Below are 17,296 nucleotides of genomic sequence, written 5' to 3'. Positions count from 1 at the left end.
GCACGGGTGTCACCGGGACGCGGCTCCGGTGTGTCACTCGGGCTTGTTGCCGGCGTGGCCGCCGATCTCGTACGGCGTGGTGACGTTGTCGTACGCCAGGTGCATCACCATGCCGAGCGCCGTGTGCTGGAAGTTGTGGCAGTGGTCCATCCAGATGCCGGGGTTGTCGGCCTTGAACGCGACCTGGATCCGTTCGCCGGGCTTCACGTTCACCGTGTCCTTCCACACCGGGCTGCCCGAGACGTCCTTGCCGTCCTTGTTGAGCACCAGCATGTGGTGGCCGTGCAGATGCATCGGGTGGTCCTCGTTGCCGCGGTTGACGAAGGTGGCGCGAGCCAGGTCGCCCTCCTTGATCATCAGCATCGGGGCGTCCGGGAAGACCCGGCCGTTGATGGTCTGCTTCAGTCCGAAGCGGCCGTCGTAGAAGCCCAGCCACTCGTCGAAGACGAGCTCGTAGTCCCGGTCGTACTCGGTGTCCGGGCCGAACTCGGTCTTCTTCGGGCTGCCGTAGGAGTACGGGTCGAACTCCTCGCCGGACAGGTCGGGTTCGATCGTGCCCTTGCCGTCGGGCGAGTAGACGATGCCCGCGTCGGGCGCGCTGCCGTCGGTGACCCGGACCGGGCCGTCGGGCATGGTGAATTCGACGTCCATCCGGTTGGCGCCGCCGAGCACCAGCTTCTTGCCCTTGATCTCGGTCGGCTCGTTGACGTCCGTGCCGTCCAGGGCGGTCACCTTGTACGGCACCCCGTCGACGGCGAACTCCCGGGTGAAGCTGCTGGTGTTGACCAGGCGCAGCCGCACCTTCTCGCCCGGCTCGGCGCGGCGCCGCTCCAGCTGGTCGGAGTCGCCGATGGCGGGAACGGGCAGCCCCTCGCCGGTGTCCCACTCGTGGCTGACGACGGTGACGTCCTTGTCGACCGGCCGGGTCTGCTTCTTCGGCTCGATCACGAGGGCGCCGAACAGTCCCTTGTCGACCTGCTCGGAGGCCGCCTGGTGGGAGTGGTACCAGCGGGTGCCGGACTCCTCCACCCGGAAGCGGTACGTGAACGTCTCGCCGGGCTGCACGGCGTCCTGGGTGGCGCCGGCGACGCCGTCCTCCCCGTTGGGCACGTCCACGCCGTGCCAGTGGATGGTCACCGGGGTCTTGCCGGGCAGCTCGTTCCGCAGCTTGATCTCCACCAGGTCGCCCTCGGTGACCCGCAGTTCGGGCCCGGGGATCTGCCCGTTGTACGTCCACGCGTCGACGGTCTTCCCGGAGGCCAGCTTCACCTTCTTCGCCTGCGCGGTGAGCGTGAAGCTGCGGTCCGCCGCACCCTCCTTCGGGCCGCGCAGATCGTCGACGCTCACCTGCCCGGCCGCGGCGGCGCCCGGCGTCATGTGGTGGCCGCCGGCCATGTCGTGTCCGCCGGCCATGTGCGTACCGGCGGGGCCGCCGCCCCAGTCGGCGCTGCCCTTCATCATCGAGAAGGTGTGCGGGAACGCGCTGCTGCTGATCCCGTAGTTGACCAGGCCGAACGCGACACCGGCGGTCACCGCGACGGTGCCGAGGCGCAGGCCCCAGGCCCGGCCGCGACGGCGCGGGGCGTCCCCGGCCGCGGCGAGACGGCGCAGCCGGGCCTTCGCACGCCATACCAGGAGCCCGGCGACGGCGGCGGTGACCAGCACGTACACCAGCAGGTTGAGCGGCAGCGAGCGGTGCGGCGGCAGGAAGGTCTGCGCGAAGCAGGCGAACCCGCCGAAGGCCGCGAGCCGGGGCGGCACCACATGGCGCACCGCCCGCGCCCGTGCCTGCTCCTCCAGGGGCACCGGCGCGTTCGGGTCGTCGGGCTTGGCACGGGCGGCGGCCAGCAGCCACGGCACCGTCCACACGGCGGTGGCGAGGACGGCCGGGAGCAGCATCACGAAGGTCGTGAAGAGCCGCCGGTCGCCGACGAACACCCAGCCGAACGAGGCGAGTTGGGTGTACGCCACCAGCCTGGCCACGGTCACGAGCAGCCCGAGGCCCACGGCCGCCAGGACGATGCGGGACATCCGGCGCATCCGTCCGGCCGTTCTGCGGCCGGGCTGCAGGCCCACCAGCACGGCGGCGAGGAGCCAGACGGGTAGCAGGATGATGCCCAGGGTGAATTCGAGTCCTGCTGCGGTCAGATACATGGAACTTTCTCCAGAGGGAACGGTCTTGCCCGGTTCATGGCCGGGCGGCTCACGGCCGGTCGACCCACGCCGGTCGACTCACGCCGGTCGACTCACGCCGGTCGACTCATGGCCGGTCGACGGTGAAGGCGCTCACGCCGCCCACGACTTCGATCTCGTATCGGTCCTCCGCCTGCTCGTACGCCTGGTCGCTGAGGGTCAGGCCGCCGCCGACCGCGGCCAGGTACTGGTCGTCGAAGGTCAGCCGGGAGGCGCCGCCGGTGACCCGGAGCCGGGCCGCGGCACCGGCCGGGCGGCGCAGGCTGATGTCGCTGGCGCCGCCGGACACCCGCACCCGGACCGTGCCCTTCGGCTGCGGCAGGGCGACCGAGACATGGCTGGCGCCGCCGGTCAGGCTCATCCCGCGCAGCGGGAGCGCGGCGAGGTCGGCGGTGACCCGGCCCGCCCCGCCGGTGATCTCCACCGACCAGGGCAGGCGGGCGTCGACCGTCATCCAGCCGCTGTGCCGGCGCAGCGGGAACGGGTGCGGATGGCGCGGGTAGCGGACCGTCACGGCGCCGCCGGCCGCGGTCACCGTGGGCACCAGGCCGTCGAACCGCGCCCGGTACAGCGCGTCGTCGTCCAACTCGGCCGCGCCCAGGGTCAGTTCGGACGCGCCGCCGGTGAACTTCAGCATTCCGGTGACGACCGAGCCGCGTGGTGCGGTGAACTCCTCCTGCCGGTCCCGGCTCTTGACCATGCCGCGCACTCCTCTCCGTACTGCCGTGCCGTGGGCGGGGGTTGTCGTGCTCGCCGACGCGGTCCGGCACCCCCGGGGCCGGCCGTTCGGGAGGGCCCGCGGCCCGTGGGCGCGGCAGGCGCCACCCGGGCTGCGGGCCCGATGCGGTCAGGCCCGGTCGAGCACCTGGCCGAGGACCCGCTCCAGCTCCTGCTGGGCGTGGTCGGCGGCGCCGGTGGCGCGCCAGGCGACGACGCCGTCCGGGCGGACCAGCACCGCGCCGTCCGCGCCGACGCCGTACCGCTCCGTCCAGGCGGCCGTGGCGTCCTCGGCGGCCGGGGCGAAGTCGCCGCCGACGCGGTGCACTTCGAGGTCGATGCCGAGCCGCTGGGCGGTCGGCCCGGCGGCGTGCTCCCAGGCCGCGCCCGCCGGCCCCGCGAGCAGCACGGGGGCCGCGTCGACCAGGTCGAGGGCGGACAGCTCCTTGCCGTCGAGGCGGCCGGCGAGGTGCGGGGCGCGGGTGCCGGGGCGGCCGAGGCGGCGCGGGTCGACGGCGGGCGGTGCGCTCTCGTCGCCGGGCTCGGCGAGCACCGCGCCGGAGGTGTAGCGGTGGCCGAGGACGACGGAGGCGTAGCTGAGCGCGCCCTCGTCCTGGCCCTCGGCGGAGCGGCCCTGCATCTCGGCCATCGCGTAGCCCGTGGTGACCTCGGCGACGGGGCGGCGCTCGGCCTCGTAGGAGTCGAGCAGCGCCTCGCCGGCAGTGCGGTCGAGGACGGCGGCGAGTTTCCAGGCGAGGTTGTGCGCGTCCTGGATGCCGGTGCTGGCGCCGAACGCGCCGGTGGGCGGCGTCGCGTGGGCGGCGTCACCGGCGAGGAAGACCCGGCCGTCGCGGTAGCGGGCGGCCAGCTGCGCGGCGATCTCGAAGCCGAGGATCTTCTGCCCGGTCTTCTCGATCTGCACCTCCAACTCCTCGACCCGCAGCTCCGGTACGCCGGCCGCGGCCCGGATCGCCGCGACGCAGCGGGCCTCGTCCCAGTCCTCGATCCGGTCGCCCTGCTCGGGGTGGTACGGGGTGTAGAAGACCCAGCGGTCGTCGTCGAGCGGGATGAGGAGGGTGCCCGACTCGGGCTTGTCGAGGTAGCCGAGGCCGATGTCCCGGCCGCGCAGCGGCTCGCTCAGGTCGGCCCGGAAGACCACGCTGACGGTGTTGACGAGGGTGCCGGGTCCCTCGGCGGGTATGCCGAGGAGCCGTCGTACGGTGCTGCGGGTGCCGTCGGCGCCGATCACGTAGTCGGCGCGGACCGTGCGCTCGGCGCCGTCGGGACCGTGCAGCACCGCGCTGACGCCGTCCGCGTGCTGGTCGAGGGCGACCAGTTCGGTGGCCCAGTCGATCCGCGCGCCGAGCTCCGCGGCCCGCTCGGTGATGATGCCCTCCGCCTTGTCCTGGTCGATGGAGCACCAGGTGCAGGGGGTGACGTCGGCGGTCAGCTCGGGCGCCTCGTCCTGCAGCGGGGTGGAGAAGAACTCCGGGCCCGCGAGGGTCTCGGCGCGCACCATCAGCTTGGTGCTCATCTCGGAGCTGAGGTTGAGCTCGCTGAAGAGCGCCTCCTCCAGGCCCGCCTGCCGGTAGATCTCGACGGTCCTCGGGTTGAGGACCCGCGCGCGGGGGTGGCGCAGGGTGGACGGCTGGCGCTCGACCACCAGGGTGCGGATGCCCTTGCGGGCCAGGAACAGGGCGGCGGACAGGCCGACTATGGCGCCGCCGACGACGAGTACCTGGACGTCTTCGGTGTGCTGCTCGGACATGGGGGGAGACACTCTCCTCAAGGCTCGGGCGTGCGGTGCCCCGTGGGCACGGGGGCCGTCCTTCGGTGCTTCGGTGCTGACTCAGTTGGCGCCGGTTCGCTCGGGGCCTGCTCGGGGTCCGCTCGCGGCTCCCTCAGGACGCGCTCTGCGGATCGGTGGCGGAAGGGATACGGGGACCGGGCGCGGCGGCCCGGTGGCTCCCGGCGCCGGGGGTCCCGTCGGCGGCGCCGTCCTCGGCCCGCTCGTGTCCCGGCCGGTCGGCGTCGGCGCCGTGGCCGTCGTCCTCGCCGCCGCCCCACTCCTGGTGCCGCAGCTTGCGCGGCAGCAGCAGAAGCAGGCCGAACACGCAGGCGGTCAGGGCGACTTGGGCGATGACGGTGCGCTGCAGGGCGGTGCCGAACGCCTCGCGCCGGGCGTCCGCGTCGGCCGCGGCGACGGCTGCCGCGACCGGCGCCGGCCCCTCGGTGAGCGAGCCGCAGCCGGGCGGTACGGCGGTCGGATCCGTGGCGGTCGTACGGTCCGTGAAGCAGCGCTGGAACGTGGCGGTGATCTCCCGCGCCTCGGCGGGCGCGACCCGGGCCTCGGCCAGTTCGGCGCGGAGCTTCGGGGCGGCGTCCTGGGCTGCGGTGGCGGCGCCGGAGCCGAGCAGGCCGAAGAAGACCGCGCCGATCACGGCGACTCCGACGGCGCCGCCGACCTGCTGCACGGCGTTGACGATGCCGGACCCGGACCCGGCGCTCTGCGGCGGCACCGCGGACAGGATGAAGTCCAGGACCGGGGCGACGATGAAGCCCATGCCGAGCCCGGCGACGAACAGCGCGGGCAGCATCGACCAGGAGCCGATGTCCTCGCCGCGCCAGCCGATGGTCAGGGCGAGCCCGGTGAGGCCGGTGGCGAGCAGGACGGCGCCGATGAGCAGCGCCTTGCGGCCGATCCGTGCCGTCAGGAGCGCGGACGAGATGCCCGCGCCGATGCTGGTGCCGAACGACCAGGGCAGCCCGGTGAGTCCGGCGCGGAGCGGGGAGAAGCCGAGGCCGTTCTGCAGGAAGATGATGAAGATCAGGAAGTGGCCGGTGACCACCACGAAGAAGATCAGGTTGGCCGCGATGCCGCCGGTGAACGAGCGGTTGCGGAACAGCCCGGGTTCGACCAGGGAGGCTCCCTGCACCTTGCCGCGCCTGCGCTGGTGCAGCGCGAAGAGCAGCAGCACCGGCAGCGACAGCGCGAGCGACACGAACGACCAGGCGGGCCAGCCGGCTTCGCGCCCCTGCACCAGCGGGAAGAGCAGCAGCAGCAGGCCCAGGGTGACCAGTGCGGTGCCCGCCACGTCGAGCTTCACGGGCCACGGCGACTTGGACTCGGGCACCAGCTTGACCGCGAAGTACAGCAGGACGACGCCGACGGGGACGTTGAGCAGGAAGATGGACCGCCAGCCCAGGCCCCACAGGTCCGCGTCGATCAGTACGGAGCTGACGATCGGCCCGCCGACGGTGGCCAGGCCGGCGACGGCGCCGAAGGCCCCGAAGGCGGCGCCGCGCTCCTGCGGCGGGAAGATCGCGGTGATGATGGAGAGCACCTGCGGCACCATCAGGGCGGCGGACGCGCCCTGCAACGCCCGCAGGGCGACGAGCAGTTCGGGTTCGTGCGCGATGCCGCAGGCCAGCGAGGTGAGGGTGAAGGCCGCGATGCCGAGCAGGAACATCTTCTTGCGGCCGAACATGTCGCCGAGCCGCCCGCCCAGGATCAGCAGCACCGCGAAGGCGAGCAGGTACGCGGCGACGACCCACTGCACGGCCGCGTAGCCCGCGTCCAGGTCGTGCTGGATGGAGGGGAGGGCGATGTTGACGATCGTGGAGTCCAGCAGGTCCATGAAGGCCGCGAAGAGCACCACGAACAGCGCCTTCTTGCGTCGTGGGTCGGGCTCGGCCCCGTGCGTCCCGGCTGACGCCATGGCTGTGTCGGACATGTCGACCTTCCCTAGATCTCCGAGTGGGTGGGGACCGGCCCAGCGGTACGATGCACCAGGAAGCTGAGCAAGTGAGTACGTAAGAAGCTCAGGAACTGATTGGCTTAGCTACGGATTAGCTTAGCTTCTAAGTTAATGACGTGCTGAGGGTACGACGAGAGGCGCCATAGATGTCAAGAGCGGAACGTGAGAGCCGGCTGGGCGCGCTCGAACAGGAGCTGCGGAATCTGACGACGAGCTCGGTCTTCTTCCACCAGGCCGTGGCCGACCAGCTGAAGATGAGCGTGCTCGACCTGAACTGCCTGAACGCCCTCGTCACCCAGGGCCCGATGACCGCCGGCCGGCTCACCGAGGTCAACGGCGTCACGACCGGGGCGATCACCGGCGTGGTCGACCGCCTGGAGAAGGCCGGCTTCGTCCGCCGGGACCGCGACCCGAACGACCGCCGGCGCGTCATCGTGACCCCGCTGCCCAACCTCGAGGCGCAGATCTTCCCGCTCTTCGCGGGCCTCTCGGAGGCACTGTCGGAGCTGGCGGAGAAGTACAGCGACGAGGAGCTGGCGGTGATCGTCGACTTCGTACGGGCGGCGGGCCCGATCACGCACGAGCAGATCGCCCGGCTGCGGGCGGACCGGAAGGGCGGCAGCCGGGGGAAGAAGTGAGCGGACCGGTGCGCCGGCGCCCGGGGACGCCGGCGCACCGGCTCAGTCCGCCCGCACCGCCTCGAGCAGGACCATCGGCGCCCGCTCCAGACCGACCAGCGGCAGGCGGCGCGGCGCGGTGAACCCCGCGTCCCGCAGCAGCGACTCGTACTCGGCCCTGCTCCGGGTCCGGCCCCCGGTCAGCACCATGAACTCCACGTCGTTCGCGTGCACATGCGACGACTGGTCGGTGTGCTCCCAGTCCAGGACCACGATCCGGCCGCCCGGCGGCGTCGACTTGGCGCAGTTCGCGAGGAGCCGGGCCGCGCGCTCGTCGTCCAGGTCGCACAGGATGTGCTTGAGGAGGCAGAGGTCGGCCCCCGCCGGGACCTCGGCGAAGAAGTCACCGGCGACGAGCTCGGCCCGGTCCGCGACCCCCGCGGCGGTCAGGGTCTCGCGGGCGAACGGCACCGCCCACTCCAGGTCGAGCAGCACCCCGCGCGCCGCGGGCAGCGCCCGGAGCAGCGCGGCCAGCATGGTGCCGGGGCTGCCGCCCACGTCCAGCACCGAGGCGACGCCGTCGAGCCGGAGGCTTCGTACCAGCGACTCGGCCGCCTCCTGCGACAGGGACGCGGAGTGCTCGCAGTAGTGCCGCCCCTCCTCGGGGTGCGCCGCGTAGTACTCCCAGTGGTCCATGCCCCACACGGCGCGCGTGGCGGGCTCGCCGGTGCGGACCACGTCGGCGATGCGCTCCCAAGGGCGGGTCATGCCGGGCGCGTTGACGGCGATCGAGAAGCCGTGCAGGGACGGTACGTCGGTGCGCAGCAGCTCGCCCGCCTCCGTGAGGGCCCAGCGGTCCGGGACGACCGGCTCGATCAGGCCGTGCAGTTCGCACACCCGCAGAAACCGCGTGAGGCTCGGCGGATGCGCGTCGATCGCCGCCGCGATCTCCGCGTCGGAGCGCGGGCCCGCCGCCAGCCGGTCGGCGATCCGCAGCTCCGCCATGCCGCGGATCACCAGGCCCGCCGACCAGTGGTACGGGTTGAGGCGACGCAGCGCGCCCAGCGGGGAGAAGGGCTCCTGCCGCCCGGCCGCCGCCGCGGCAGGCACCTGTGGAGAAGCAGTCATGGACCGATGACCTCTCTGTACACCCGGATCTGACGGTCGCACTGTCACCGGAACCGGTCGCGCCGCACTCGTGCGGCACTTGGGCCGCGCCCCCTCCCGTACCGCCGTGCGGGGCCCGGGTCCGGTGGCACTCCAGAGCCCTTCGAGTCCGCCCTCCCATAGTGCGGGCGGCCCGAACGACGTGTTCCGCGAGGCCACACCGTGGTGAAGGGGTTTGGATGACGACCGAAGAAGCAGTGCTGCCGTTCCCGTTCGACCCGCCGGAGGGCTTCGAGCCCCCGGAGGAGTTCCGGCGCTTGCGTGAACAGGCCCCGGTGAGCCGGGTGACCCTGCCGACCGGAGACCGGGCGTGGCTGCTCACCCGGTACAAGGACGTGCGGGACGCCCTGGCCGACCCCCGGCTCAGCCGGGCCGCCGCCGAACTGCCCGGGGCGCCGCGCATGGGCAACACCAGCCCGGGCCCGAAGACGATCCTCGGCATGGACGCCCCCGACCACTCCCGGCTCCGCCGCCTGGTGATGAAGGCGTTCACCGCCCGCCGGGTGGAGGCACTGCGCCCGCGGGTGCAGCAACTGGCCGACGAGCAGATCGACTTGGTGCTGTACGCGCCGAAGCCGGTGGACCTGATGTCCTGCTTCGCGCTCAGCCTCCCGATCAAGGTGATCTTCGAGCTGCTCGGCGTCCCGCACGAGGACTCCGACGAGCTGCACGCCTGGAGCGAGGTCATCTTCGCCCTCGGCGGCCACACCAAGGAGGAGGTCGTCGAGGCCCGCGGCAACATCATCGCGTACCTGCGCGGGCTCATCGAGACCCGGCGCCGGGAGGCCGCCGACGACCTGCTGTCCGTCCTGGTGCACGCCCGCGACGAGGGCGAGAAGCTGTCCGAGGAGGAGCTCCTCGACTTCGCGATGATCCTGATGACGGTGGGACACCAGTCCACCTCCAACTCCCTCGGGATCGCGCTGTTCACGCTGCTCCAGCACCCCGAGCAGATGGAGCTGCTGCGCAGGAAGCCGGAGCTCGTGCCCGCCGCCGTCGAGGAGCTGCTGCGCTTCAACCCCTTCGTGTTCACCGGGACGCAACTGCGGGTGGCCACCGAGGACCTGGAGATCGGCGGCGTCACCATCCGCAGGGGCGAGGCCGTGATCGCCGCGCTCGGCTCCGCCAACCACGACGAGGAGAACTTCGACGACCCGGAGAAGTTCGACGTGCAGCGCGGCGCCAACCAGCACCTCGCCTTCGGCTACGGCATCCACCACTGCCTGGGCGCCCAACTCGCCCGCCTGGAGATGCAGATCGCCCTGGCGACGCTGATCCGCAAGGTCCCCGAGACCCTGCGGCTCGCCGTGCCGGTGGAGTGGCTCACCTGGAAGACCGGCCTGACCGCCCGCGCCGTCGCGGACCTCCCGGTGACCTGGTGAGCGGCCGGCAGCGGACGGCCGGCCCTGGCCCGGACACCGCGCGGACGACCGGGGCCGCCGGCCCGCAGCAGTGGCGGGTCACCGTGGACCGCGCCTGCCGGCGCACCGGGATCTGCACGGCGTCGGCGCCCCGCTACTTCACCGCCGACGAGCAGAACCGGACCCGAGTGGTCAGCGAACTGGTCGCCCCCGACGAGGACTTGCTCGCAGTGGCCGAGAGCTGCCCGGCCGAGGCCATCTCGGTGACCGACCGGCACACCGGACTCCCGGTCACCGACGACGACTGACCTCGCCGACGACGTACGACACCCCGAGAACAAGGAGACGCTGGATGTGCGGCATCGCCGGCTGGGCGGATTTCACCCGCGATCTACGACAAGAGGTCACCGTCGCCGAGGCGATGACCCGGACCATGGCACTGCGCGGCCCCGACGCCGGTGACGTGTGGGTCACCGAGCACGCCGCCCTGGGCCACCGCAGGCTGTCCATCATCGACCTGGAGGGCGGCCGCCAGCCCATGGTGGCCGAGGAGAACGGCAAGGTCCTCGCCACCCTCGTCTACAGCGGCGAGGTCTACAACTTCCGGGAGCTGCGCGAGGAACTGGCCGCGCTCGGCCACACGTTCCGCACCCGCAGCGACACCGAGGTGGTCCTGCGCGCCTACCTGCAGTGGGGCGAGTTCTGCGCGGAGCGGCTCAACGGCATGTTCGCCTTCGCCGTCTGGGACAACCGCAGCGAGGAACTGGTCCTGGTCCGGGACCGGGTGGGCATCAAGCCGCTCTACTACCAGCCCCTGGCGGGCGGAGTCCTCTTCGGCTCCGAACCCAAGGCGATCCTCGCCAACCCGCTGGCCTCCCGCACCGTGGACGCCGACGGTGTACGGGAGTTGATCGCCGGAGTGAAGGCGCCCGGCGCAGGCGTCATCCGGAACATGCCGGAGCTCGCGCCCGGCCATGTCCTCACCGTCGGCCGCTTCGGCAGCCGGCTGCGCCGCTACTGGAAGCTGGAGGCCCGCGAGCACGAGGACGACCTGCCGACCACCATCCGCACCGTGCGGGAGCTCCTCGAGGACATCGTCGCCCGGCAGCTGGTCTCCGACGTGCCGCTGGCCACCATGCTCTCCGGCGGCCTCGACTCCAGCACCCTGACCGCACTCGCCGCCCGCGCCAACCAGAAGGAGGGCAAGGGCAGGGTCCGCTCGTTCTCGGTGGACTTCATCGGGTACGAGGACAACTTCGAGCCGGACATCACCCGGCAGGTCCTCGACGCCCCGTACGTGAAGGCCGCCGCCGAGCACATCGGCTCGGACCACACCGACATCGTGCTCACCAACAACGACATGATCGAACCGTCGGTGCGCTCCGCGGTGATCCGCGCGATGGACTGGCCGATCCTGGTGGCCGGCTCCGGCTCCATGGACATCTCGCTGTTCCTGCTGTTCCGGGCGATCCGCGAGCAGTGCACGGTCGCCCTGACCGGCGAGTCGGCGGACGAACTCTTCGGCGGCTACCCCTGGTTCCACCACCCGGAGTTCACCTACCCCGGCACGCTGCCGTGGAGCCTCGCCCAGAACATGGGCCTGTCCACGCTGTTCGGCCCGGTCTCGGCGCGCCTCGGCATCCACGACTACCAGCGCGACCACTTCCGGCAGGCCGTCGCCGAAGTGCCGCGGATCCCGGGGGAGTCGGGCAAGGAGAAGCAGTTCAGGGAGTACACCTACTTCTTCCTGACCCGCTTCATGCGCACCCTCCTGGACCGCAAGGACCGCCTGTCCATGGCGCAGGGCCTGGAGGTACGGGTGCCGTTCTGCGACCACCGCCTCCAGGAGTACGTCTACAACGTGCCGTACAAGTTCAAGTACTTCGACGGCCAGTGGAAGAGCCTGCTGCGGGCGGCCGCCGCCGACCTGCTGCCGGAGTCCGTGCTCAAACGCCCGAAGAGCGGCTACCCGATCTCCAACGACCAGGCCTACGACGCCTACGTCCAGGAGCGGTTCGCCAAGGTCGTCGCGGACGACGACGCCCGGATCATGCCGCTGCTCAACCCGACGGCAGTGGCGGACATCCGCCGCGACCCGGCCTCGGCGGGCCGGCTCACCCGGACCGAGCTCGACATGACCCTGCACGTCAACGAGTGGCTCACCACGTACGACCTGACGCTCGACGTCTGAGCGCGAGCGGTACGCACGGCTGTGCCCCGGCCCTCGGGCCGGGGCACAGCCGTGCGCGGGTCACCAGGCGACAGGCAGCGTCTCCGGCCGCTTGAAGGCCATGCCGCGCACCCAGACCAGCTCGTCCACGGGCACCGCGAGCCGCAGACCGGGGAAGCGGTCGAGCATCTCCTCCAGCGCCACCTGCAGCTCGATCCGGCCGAGTTGGGCGCCCAGGCAGTGGTGCAGGCCGTGCCCGAAGGTGAGGTGCGGATTGTGCTCGCGGGTCAGGTCGACCTCCTCCGGCCGGTCGAAGGCGTCCGGGTCCCGGTTGGCCGACGTGATCGCGGGCAGCACCGCGTCCCCCTTGCGGATCCGGGCGCCGCCCAGCTCCAGGTCCTCCGTGGCGATGCGCATCGCGCCGGCCCCGCCGCCCGCGAGGGAGAACCGCAGCAGCTCCTCCACCGCGCCGGGCACGAGGGAACGGTCGGCGCGCAGCTGCTCCCACAGCTCCGGCTTGCGAAGGAGCGTGATCAGGGCGCCGGTGATCTCGCCGGTGGTGGCGTGGTAGCCCGCGACGAGAAGGGTGTGCCCGAAGGCGAGGAGCTCCTCCTCCGACAGCCGGTCGCCCTCCTCCCGCGCCTCGATCAGCACCGTCAGCAGATCGTCCGCGGGCTCCTTCCGCTTCGCCGCGATCAGCTCCGTCAGATAGGCGTTGAGGCTGACCCGGGCCTCCATCACGGTCTCGTGGGAGTGCGCGGACACGCTCAGCATCACATCGGTCCAGACCCGGAACCGCTCGTGGTCCTCGTACGGCACCCCGAGCAGCTTGCAGATCACGGTGATCGGCAGCGGCTGCGCCAGGTGCCGGATCAGGTCGCCGGGCGAACCCTCGGCGGCCATGGTGTCGAGCAGCCGCGCGCCGACCTCGGCGACCTCGGGCCGCAGCCGGTCGATACGGCGCACCGTGAACGCCTTCGTGACCAGCTTGCGCAGCCGGGTGTGCTCCGGCGGGTCCATCGTGAAGATCGACTTGGAGCCCTTGGCGATCGGCAGCAGCCGCGGCGCGTCGGGCTCGGTCAGCGCGGCCTTGCTGAACCTCGGGTCGGCCAGGACCGTGCGGACGTCCTCGTGCCGGGTGACGACCCAGGCGCGGTGCCCGTCCGGCAGGGTCAGCGGCGCGACCGGCTCCGCGGAGCGCAACTTCGCGTATTCCGGGGAGGGTTCGAGGGGGTCGGGGGCCGGCAGGGGGAAGGTGCGGGTGACCTCGGAGGCCATCGGGTGACTCCTTGTCGTACGGGTGGAGGGGCAGGTCACCAGTCGATGACCTGCCCGCTGCGGAAGAAGGCCCCGGTCGGGGCGGTGTCGGGGAGGGTGGCGACGTGCACGACGTCCGCGGCGGCCTCCTCGGGCGGCGTCGTGGCGTGCGGCATCATCCGGGTCCTGGTCAGGCCCGGGTTGACCGCGTTGACGAGGACGCCCGTGCCCTCGGTCTCCTTGGCGAGCAGCACCGTCGCCGCGTTCAGCCCGGCCTTGGACGCCGAGTACGCCGGCGTCTTGGGGAACAGCCCGTTGGCGAAGGAGCCGGTGCCGCTGGAGACCATCACCACCCGCCCCCAGCCGCGCTCCACCATGCCGGGCAGGAACGCCTGCGCCACCCGCCAGGAGCCCAGCACGTTCACCGCCAGGGTGTCCCGCACCACGGAGAGCGGCACCCGGGTCGGCGGCGCGCCGTCGTCGAGCAGCGTGCCCGCGTTGTTGACCAGGACGTCGACCGGGCCGACCCGGGCCGCCGCGCGGGCGACGGAGGTGTCGTCGGTGACGTCCAGGGCGACGGAGCCCGCGCCCTCGCCGAGCGTGCGGGCGGCCACGGCCACCGCGTCGCCGTCCCGGCCCGCGAGCACCACGTGGAACCCGGCCTTGTGCAGCAGCGCGGCCGTCGCCCGACCGAGCCCCCGGTTGGCGCCGGTGACCAGGGCGGTACGCGGGCGGGGCGCGGATGTCGTCATGTTCCTGCCTTCCGTGGGCGGTTCCTGCGCGGGTCAGAACACGGCATCGGCGAGCAGCTCCAGCTGTTCGGGGCCGCTGCCGCAGGGCACGAAGACGATCTCGTCGCAGCCCGCCGTCCCGTACTCCTCGACCGCGGTCCGCAGCCGCTCCGGGTCGGTGAACGCCATGCCGACGACGGACTCGGCGCGGCCGCTGAACGCGTAGTAGTCGAGCAGGTAGTCCCGGGCCTGCCGCGGGCCCCGCGGGCCGAGCGAGAAGTAGAGCAGGGTCATCAGATGCGGCCGGTCGGTGCGGCCCGCCCGCGCCCAGGCGGCCCGCACCCGCTCGGCGTTGGCCTGGAACCCGGACGGCGAACTGCCGCCCGCGATCCAGCCCTTGCCGACCGCGGCGGCCCGCCGGAAGGCCGCGTCGGAGGTGCCGCCGAGGATCAGCGGCAGCCCGGCCGGCGCCCCGGCCCGGGGCGCGGGCGCGAGAGCGGCCCCGTCCTTCCCGTCCCGCCAGATCCGGGCCAGCTCCGACAGCTGGTCGTCGAGCAACCGGCCCCGCTCGGCGTGCGGGACGCCGGACACCTCGAAGTCGTCCGGCCGGTTGCCCGCGGCCACGCCGAGGGTGAGCCGGCCGCCGGACATCCGGTCGACCGACGCCAACTGCTTGGCCAGCAGAGGGGTGTTGTTGCGGTACGGCGTGGTGAGCACGGTCGTCGCCAGGCCGATCCGCTCGGTCACCGCGGCCGCGGCGGCGAGGGCGGTCAGCGGCTCGTAGTTGTCGTACACGAGCCGGTCGAGCACGCCGAGGGTGGAGAAGCCGTACCGGTCGGCGTCCCGCGCCCAGGTGGTGATGCGCCGGCCGTCCGTGCCGGGGACGGTGGCGGGCAGGGCCACTCCGATCTGCATCAGCGTGCTCCTTCCGCGGCGTCCAGACCGGCCCGGCGGACCAGGGGGCCCACCAGGTCGGCGGGGGCCGGCCGGGCCGCGATCTCCGCCCGGACCTCGCGGGCGGCCTTCGCGTACGAGGGGGTGTCGATCAGGTCCTGCACGGCCGCGCGGAGGGCCTCGGGGGCTTCGCGGGCCGTGTCCTTGTCGAGCACCGTGCCCGCGCCGGTGGCCGCGAACTGCCGGGCGTTGAAGGTGTGGTCGACGAGTTGCGGGACGACCAGCTGCGGCAGCCCGCAGGCGAGGCCGGTGAGGAGGGTGCCCGCGCCGCCGTGCCCGACGACCGCGTCGCAGTGCGGCAGCACGGCGTGCAGCGGAACGGACTCCATGACCTTGACCCGGTCCGGCAACGTGCCGAGCAGGCGGCGCTGTTCGCGGGCCACGGCGACGACGATGCCCACGTCGAGCGGGTCGAGCGCCTCGACCACCCGGGGCAGCAGGAACATCTCCTCGTCGAGCCGCCCCACCGTCGTGCCCCAGGTGACGCACACCCGGGGCCTGGCCCGCTCGGCCGGGGGCAGCGGCACGGGCAGCGTGCCCGCGCCGTTGTACGGGACGTAGCGCACGGGCAGCCGCTCGACCGGGCGGCCGGCCGGGACCTGCATCGCCGTCGGGCAGGCGTCGATCGTCAGGTCGCCGAGCAGGTCGACCCCGGGCAGGCCGAACCGCTCGCACAGCGGGGCCATCACCTCGCGTTCGAGGTCGACGGCGGCCGCGTGGTACATCAGGTCGGCGCCCCACGGGAAGCGCGCCGCGGGCACGCCGAGCACCGCGGCCGCCAACGGGCCCGCGTACGCGGTCGGTTCGTGCACGACGAGGTCGGGGCGCCACTGCCGGCCGAAGGCCACCAGGTCGTCCGCCATCGCCGCGGCGAGATCGGCGAACAGGGACACGGCGCGCGGGCCCCGGGCCCCGGTCGCCGGGGCGGCCGGGGCCGGGACGCGGCCCGGGATGTAGTCGCGGATCCGCGCCACCGCGTCCACGCCGTCGTGCCCGACGGCGACGGCGGGGATCCCCGATGCGGCGACGACCCCGGTGAGCGACGGCGGCACGGCCGCCCGCACGTCGTGGCCCGCCGCCCGCAGCGCCCAGGCGAGCGGCACCATGTGGTGGTAGTGCGTGGGCCAGGCCCAGCTTGTGAACAGCACGCGCATCCGCGTCGGTTCCTTCCTGATGGTGAGGGGCGCACTGCGCCCCGTACCCCGGTTGTCATTCGGCTGCGGCACCGTCGTGGCCGCTCGCGCCCGCGGCGGAGCCGCCAGCGGCGCAGGCCCGCGCCCCTGTTCGGGGCGCCGCCCTGACCCGGCCTCTCGTGCTCACGGGCTCACACCAGGCCGCGCGCTCAGCCGTCGAGCCCCGCCTTCCGGTGCGCCTCGGCCGCGACCCGGAGCGTGGCGAGGCGTGCCTGGAGGCTCGGGGCGTACGGGGAGATGCCGAGCGTCGTGACGCCCGCCGCCGCGAAGTCCGCCATCTTGCGGGCGATCCGGTCGGCGGGGCCGAGCAGCGAGGTGCTGTCGATGAAGTCGACCGGCACGGCCGCCGCGGCCCCCGCGGCGTCGCCCGCCCTGAACCGCTCGTGCACCTCGTCGGCCGCCTCGCCGTGCCCCATGCTCGTGGCCAGGCGGTGGTAGAAGTTGTGCTCGCGCTCGCCGAGGCTCATGAAGCGGGCGACGTAGTGGCTGATCGGGGCGGCCGCGGCCCGGATGTCGTCCTCGACCACCATCGGCGCCGACACGAACGCGTCGAAGCCGTCCAGGCCGGCGCCCGCCCGCCGACGGCCGGTCCGCAGCTCCGCCACGGCCCGCTCGACCTGCTCGGGGGAGCAGAACACCCCGACCCAGCCGTCGGCGATCTCCCCGGTGAGCCGGAGGCTGCGCGGGCCCACCGCCGCCAGGTAGACCGGCAGGCGGGGCTGCGCGGGCTCGGTGGTGAGCCGGTACGCGCCGCCCTGGGAACCGGGCAGCGGTAGCCGGAAATGCTCACCCTCGTACACGACTTCGGCCCGGTCCAGGGTGCGCCGCACCACCTCCACGTACTCGCGGGTGCGGGCGAGGGGCGCCGCGAACGGGGTGCCGTGCCAGCCTTCCGTGACGTGGGCGTTGGAGATGCCGAGGCCCAGCTGGAACCGGCCGCCGGACAGGTTGTCCAGGGTGTCGGCGGTGAGCGCCATGCTGACCGGCGAGCGGGCCGGGATCTGGATGACGGTGGAGAGCAGCCGGATGCGGCTGGTCCGCGCGGCCACCCAGGACAGCACGGAGACGGCGTCGTTGCGGAACCCCTCGGGCGCCGCGGCGACCGCGAAGCCGAGCCGCTCCGCCTCCAGGGCCGTCTCCGCGCACTCCTGCGGGACGAGGTTGACCCCGAGTCGCAT

Annotated in this window: 14 protein-coding genes; 4 read left to right on the top strand and 10 right to left on the bottom strand. The window is 73.0% G+C overall.

Annotated features, from left to right (window positions below):
- Positions 1-33: 33 nt before the first annotated feature.
- From ACIDOF_RS11275 to ACIDOF_RS11260, 4 genes are all read right to left on the bottom strand, one after another.
- A complete protein-coding gene (locus tag ACIDOF_RS11275; RefSeq protein ID WP_409005653.1) occupies positions 34-2,154 on the bottom strand; it encodes a multicopper oxidase domain-containing protein in 2,121 nt (706 codons plus the stop codon).
- Positions 2,155-2,260: 106 nt separating this feature from the next.
- A complete protein-coding gene (locus ACIDOF_RS11270) occupies positions 2,261-2,893 on the bottom strand; it encodes a hypothetical protein (RefSeq protein ID WP_409005652.1) in 633 nt (210 codons plus the stop codon).
- Between the two features lie 147 nt (positions 2,894-3,040).
- Positions 3,041-4,678: an FAD-dependent monooxygenase gene (locus tag ACIDOF_RS11265; RefSeq protein WP_409005651.1), complete on the bottom strand. Its 1,638-nt coding sequence runs from the start codon at positions 4,676-4,678 to the stop codon at positions 3,041-3,043.
- Between the two features lie 133 nt (positions 4,679-4,811).
- A complete protein-coding gene (locus ACIDOF_RS11260; protein ID WP_409005650.1) occupies positions 4,812-6,644 on the bottom strand; it encodes an MFS transporter in 1,833 nt (610 codons plus the stop codon).
- Between the two features lie 170 nt (positions 6,645-6,814).
- On the opposite strand from ACIDOF_RS11260, the gene ACIDOF_RS11255 reads away from it, so the two are divergent.
- Positions 6,815-7,306: a MarR family transcriptional regulator gene (locus tag ACIDOF_RS11255; protein ID WP_409005649.1), complete on the top strand. Its 492-nt coding sequence runs from the start codon at positions 6,815-6,817 to the stop codon at positions 7,304-7,306.
- A gap of 42 nt (positions 7,307-7,348) precedes the next feature.
- Here ACIDOF_RS11255 and ACIDOF_RS11250 read toward each other — a convergent pair whose 3' ends face one another.
- The gene (locus ACIDOF_RS11250; protein ID WP_409005648.1) at positions 7,349-8,413 is read right to left on the bottom strand and encodes a methyltransferase; all 1,065 of its coding nucleotides are present in this window, start codon (positions 8,411-8,413) and stop codon (positions 7,349-7,351) included.
- A 218-nt stretch (positions 8,414-8,631) separates the two neighbouring features.
- On the opposite strand from ACIDOF_RS11250, the gene ACIDOF_RS11245 reads away from it, so the two are divergent.
- The 3 genes from ACIDOF_RS11245 to asnB are packed head-to-tail and all read left to right on the top strand — an operon-like array spanning position 8,632 to position 12,004.
- Positions 8,632-9,834 carry a cytochrome P450 gene (locus tag ACIDOF_RS11245; protein WP_409005647.1) on the top strand — a complete coding sequence of 401 codons (1,203 nt, stop codon included), beginning with the start codon at positions 8,632-8,634 and terminating at the stop codon, positions 9,832-9,834.
- Positions 9,831-10,121: a ferredoxin gene (locus ACIDOF_RS11240; RefSeq protein ID WP_409005646.1), complete on the top strand. Its 291-nt coding sequence runs from the start codon at positions 9,831-9,833 to the stop codon at positions 10,119-10,121. The genes ACIDOF_RS11245 and ACIDOF_RS11240 overlap by 4 nt, the downstream gene beginning before the upstream one ends.
- 44 nt (positions 10,122-10,165) lie before the next feature.
- Positions 10,166-12,004, top strand: a complete 1,839-nt coding sequence (gene asnB, locus ACIDOF_RS11235; RefSeq protein WP_409005645.1) for an asparagine synthase (glutamine-hydrolyzing) — start codon at positions 10,166-10,168, stop codon at positions 12,002-12,004.
- 60 nt (positions 12,005-12,064) lie between these two features.
- Here the strand turns inward: asnB and ACIDOF_RS11230 are convergent, their stop codons facing one another.
- From ACIDOF_RS11230 to ACIDOF_RS11210, 5 genes are all read right to left on the bottom strand, one after another.
- Positions 12,065-13,261, bottom strand: coding sequence for a cytochrome P450 (locus ACIDOF_RS11230; protein WP_409005644.1), 1,197 nt, complete (start codon positions 13,259-13,261; stop codon positions 12,065-12,067).
- A 35-nt stretch (positions 13,262-13,296) separates the two neighbouring features.
- Entirely contained in the window at positions 13,297-13,992 is a 696-nt protein-coding gene (locus ACIDOF_RS11225) for an SDR family NAD(P)-dependent oxidoreductase (RefSeq protein WP_409005643.1), read from the bottom strand.
- Positions 13,993-14,025: 33 nt separating this feature from the next.
- Positions 14,026-14,886 carry an LLM class flavin-dependent oxidoreductase gene (locus ACIDOF_RS11220; protein ID WP_409005642.1) on the bottom strand — a complete coding sequence of 287 codons (861 nt, stop codon included), beginning with the start codon at positions 14,884-14,886 and terminating at the stop codon, positions 14,026-14,028.
- Positions 14,886-16,079 (bottom strand): nucleotide disphospho-sugar-binding domain-containing protein, encoded by a 1,194-nt coding sequence (locus ACIDOF_RS11215; RefSeq protein ID WP_409005641.1) that lies wholly within the window; start codon positions 16,077-16,079, stop codon positions 14,886-14,888. Before ACIDOF_RS11215 ends, ACIDOF_RS11220 begins: the two co-directional genes overlap by 1 nt.
- A gap of 188 nt (positions 16,080-16,267) precedes the next feature.
- On the bottom strand, positions 16,268-17,296 hold the full coding sequence (locus tag ACIDOF_RS11210) for an LLM class flavin-dependent oxidoreductase (RefSeq protein ID WP_409005640.1): 1,029 nt from the start codon (positions 17,294-17,296) through the stop codon (positions 16,268-16,270).

Source organism: Streptomyces sp. Da 82-17 (genome assembly GCF_046098215.1).
GTDB lineage: Bacteria > Actinomycetota > Actinomycetes > Streptomycetales > Streptomycetaceae > Streptomyces.
Note: the sequence above shows the minus strand (reverse complement) of the source record. Positions and strands in the feature narration are given on the sequence as shown.

Excerpts from the sequence above, each read along its gene's own strand:
- ACIDOF_RS11275 (WP_409005653.1), bottom strand. The coding sequence starts at position 2,154 with ATGTATCTGACCGCAGCAGGACTCGAATTCACCCTGGGCATCATCCTG.
- ACIDOF_RS11245 (WP_409005647.1), top strand. The coding sequence starts at position 8,632 with ATGACGACCGAAGAAGCAGTGCTGCCGTTCCCGTTCGACCCGCCGGAG.
- ACIDOF_RS11270 (WP_409005652.1), bottom strand. The coding sequence starts at position 2,893 with ATGGTCAAGAGCCGGGACCGGCAGGAGGAGTTCACCGCACCACGCGGC.
- ACIDOF_RS11220 (WP_409005642.1), bottom strand. The coding sequence starts at position 14,886 with ATGCAGATCGGAGTGGCCCTGCCCGCCACCGTCCCCGGCACGGACGGC.
- ACIDOF_RS11265 (WP_409005651.1), bottom strand. The coding sequence starts at position 4,678 with ATGTCCGAGCAGCACACCGAAGACGTCCAGGTACTCGTCGTCGGCGGC.
- ACIDOF_RS11260 (WP_409005650.1), bottom strand. The coding sequence starts at position 6,644 with ATGTCCGACACAGCCATGGCGTCAGCCGGGACGCACGGGGCCGAGCCC.
- ACIDOF_RS11230 (WP_409005644.1), bottom strand. The coding sequence starts at position 13,261 with ATGGCCTCCGAGGTCACCCGCACCTTCCCCCTGCCGGCCCCCGACCCC.
- asnB (WP_409005645.1), top strand. The coding sequence starts at position 10,166 with ATGTGCGGCATCGCCGGCTGGGCGGATTTCACCCGCGATCTACGACAA.
- ACIDOF_RS11250 (WP_409005648.1), bottom strand. The coding sequence starts at position 8,413 with ATGACTGCTTCTCCACAGGTGCCTGCCGCGGCGGCGGCCGGGCGGCAG.
- ACIDOF_RS11225 (WP_409005643.1), bottom strand. The coding sequence starts at position 13,992 with ATGACGACATCCGCGCCCCGCCCGCGTACCGCCCTGGTCACCGGCGCC.
- ACIDOF_RS11255 (WP_409005649.1), top strand. The coding sequence starts at position 6,815 with ATGTCAAGAGCGGAACGTGAGAGCCGGCTGGGCGCGCTCGAACAGGAG.
- ACIDOF_RS11210 (WP_409005640.1), bottom strand. The coding sequence starts at position 17,296 with ATGCGACTCGGGGTCAACCTCGTCCCGCAGGAGTGCGCGGAGACGGCC.
- ACIDOF_RS11215 (WP_409005641.1), bottom strand. The coding sequence starts at position 16,079 with ATGCGCGTGCTGTTCACAAGCTGGGCCTGGCCCACGCACTACCACCAC.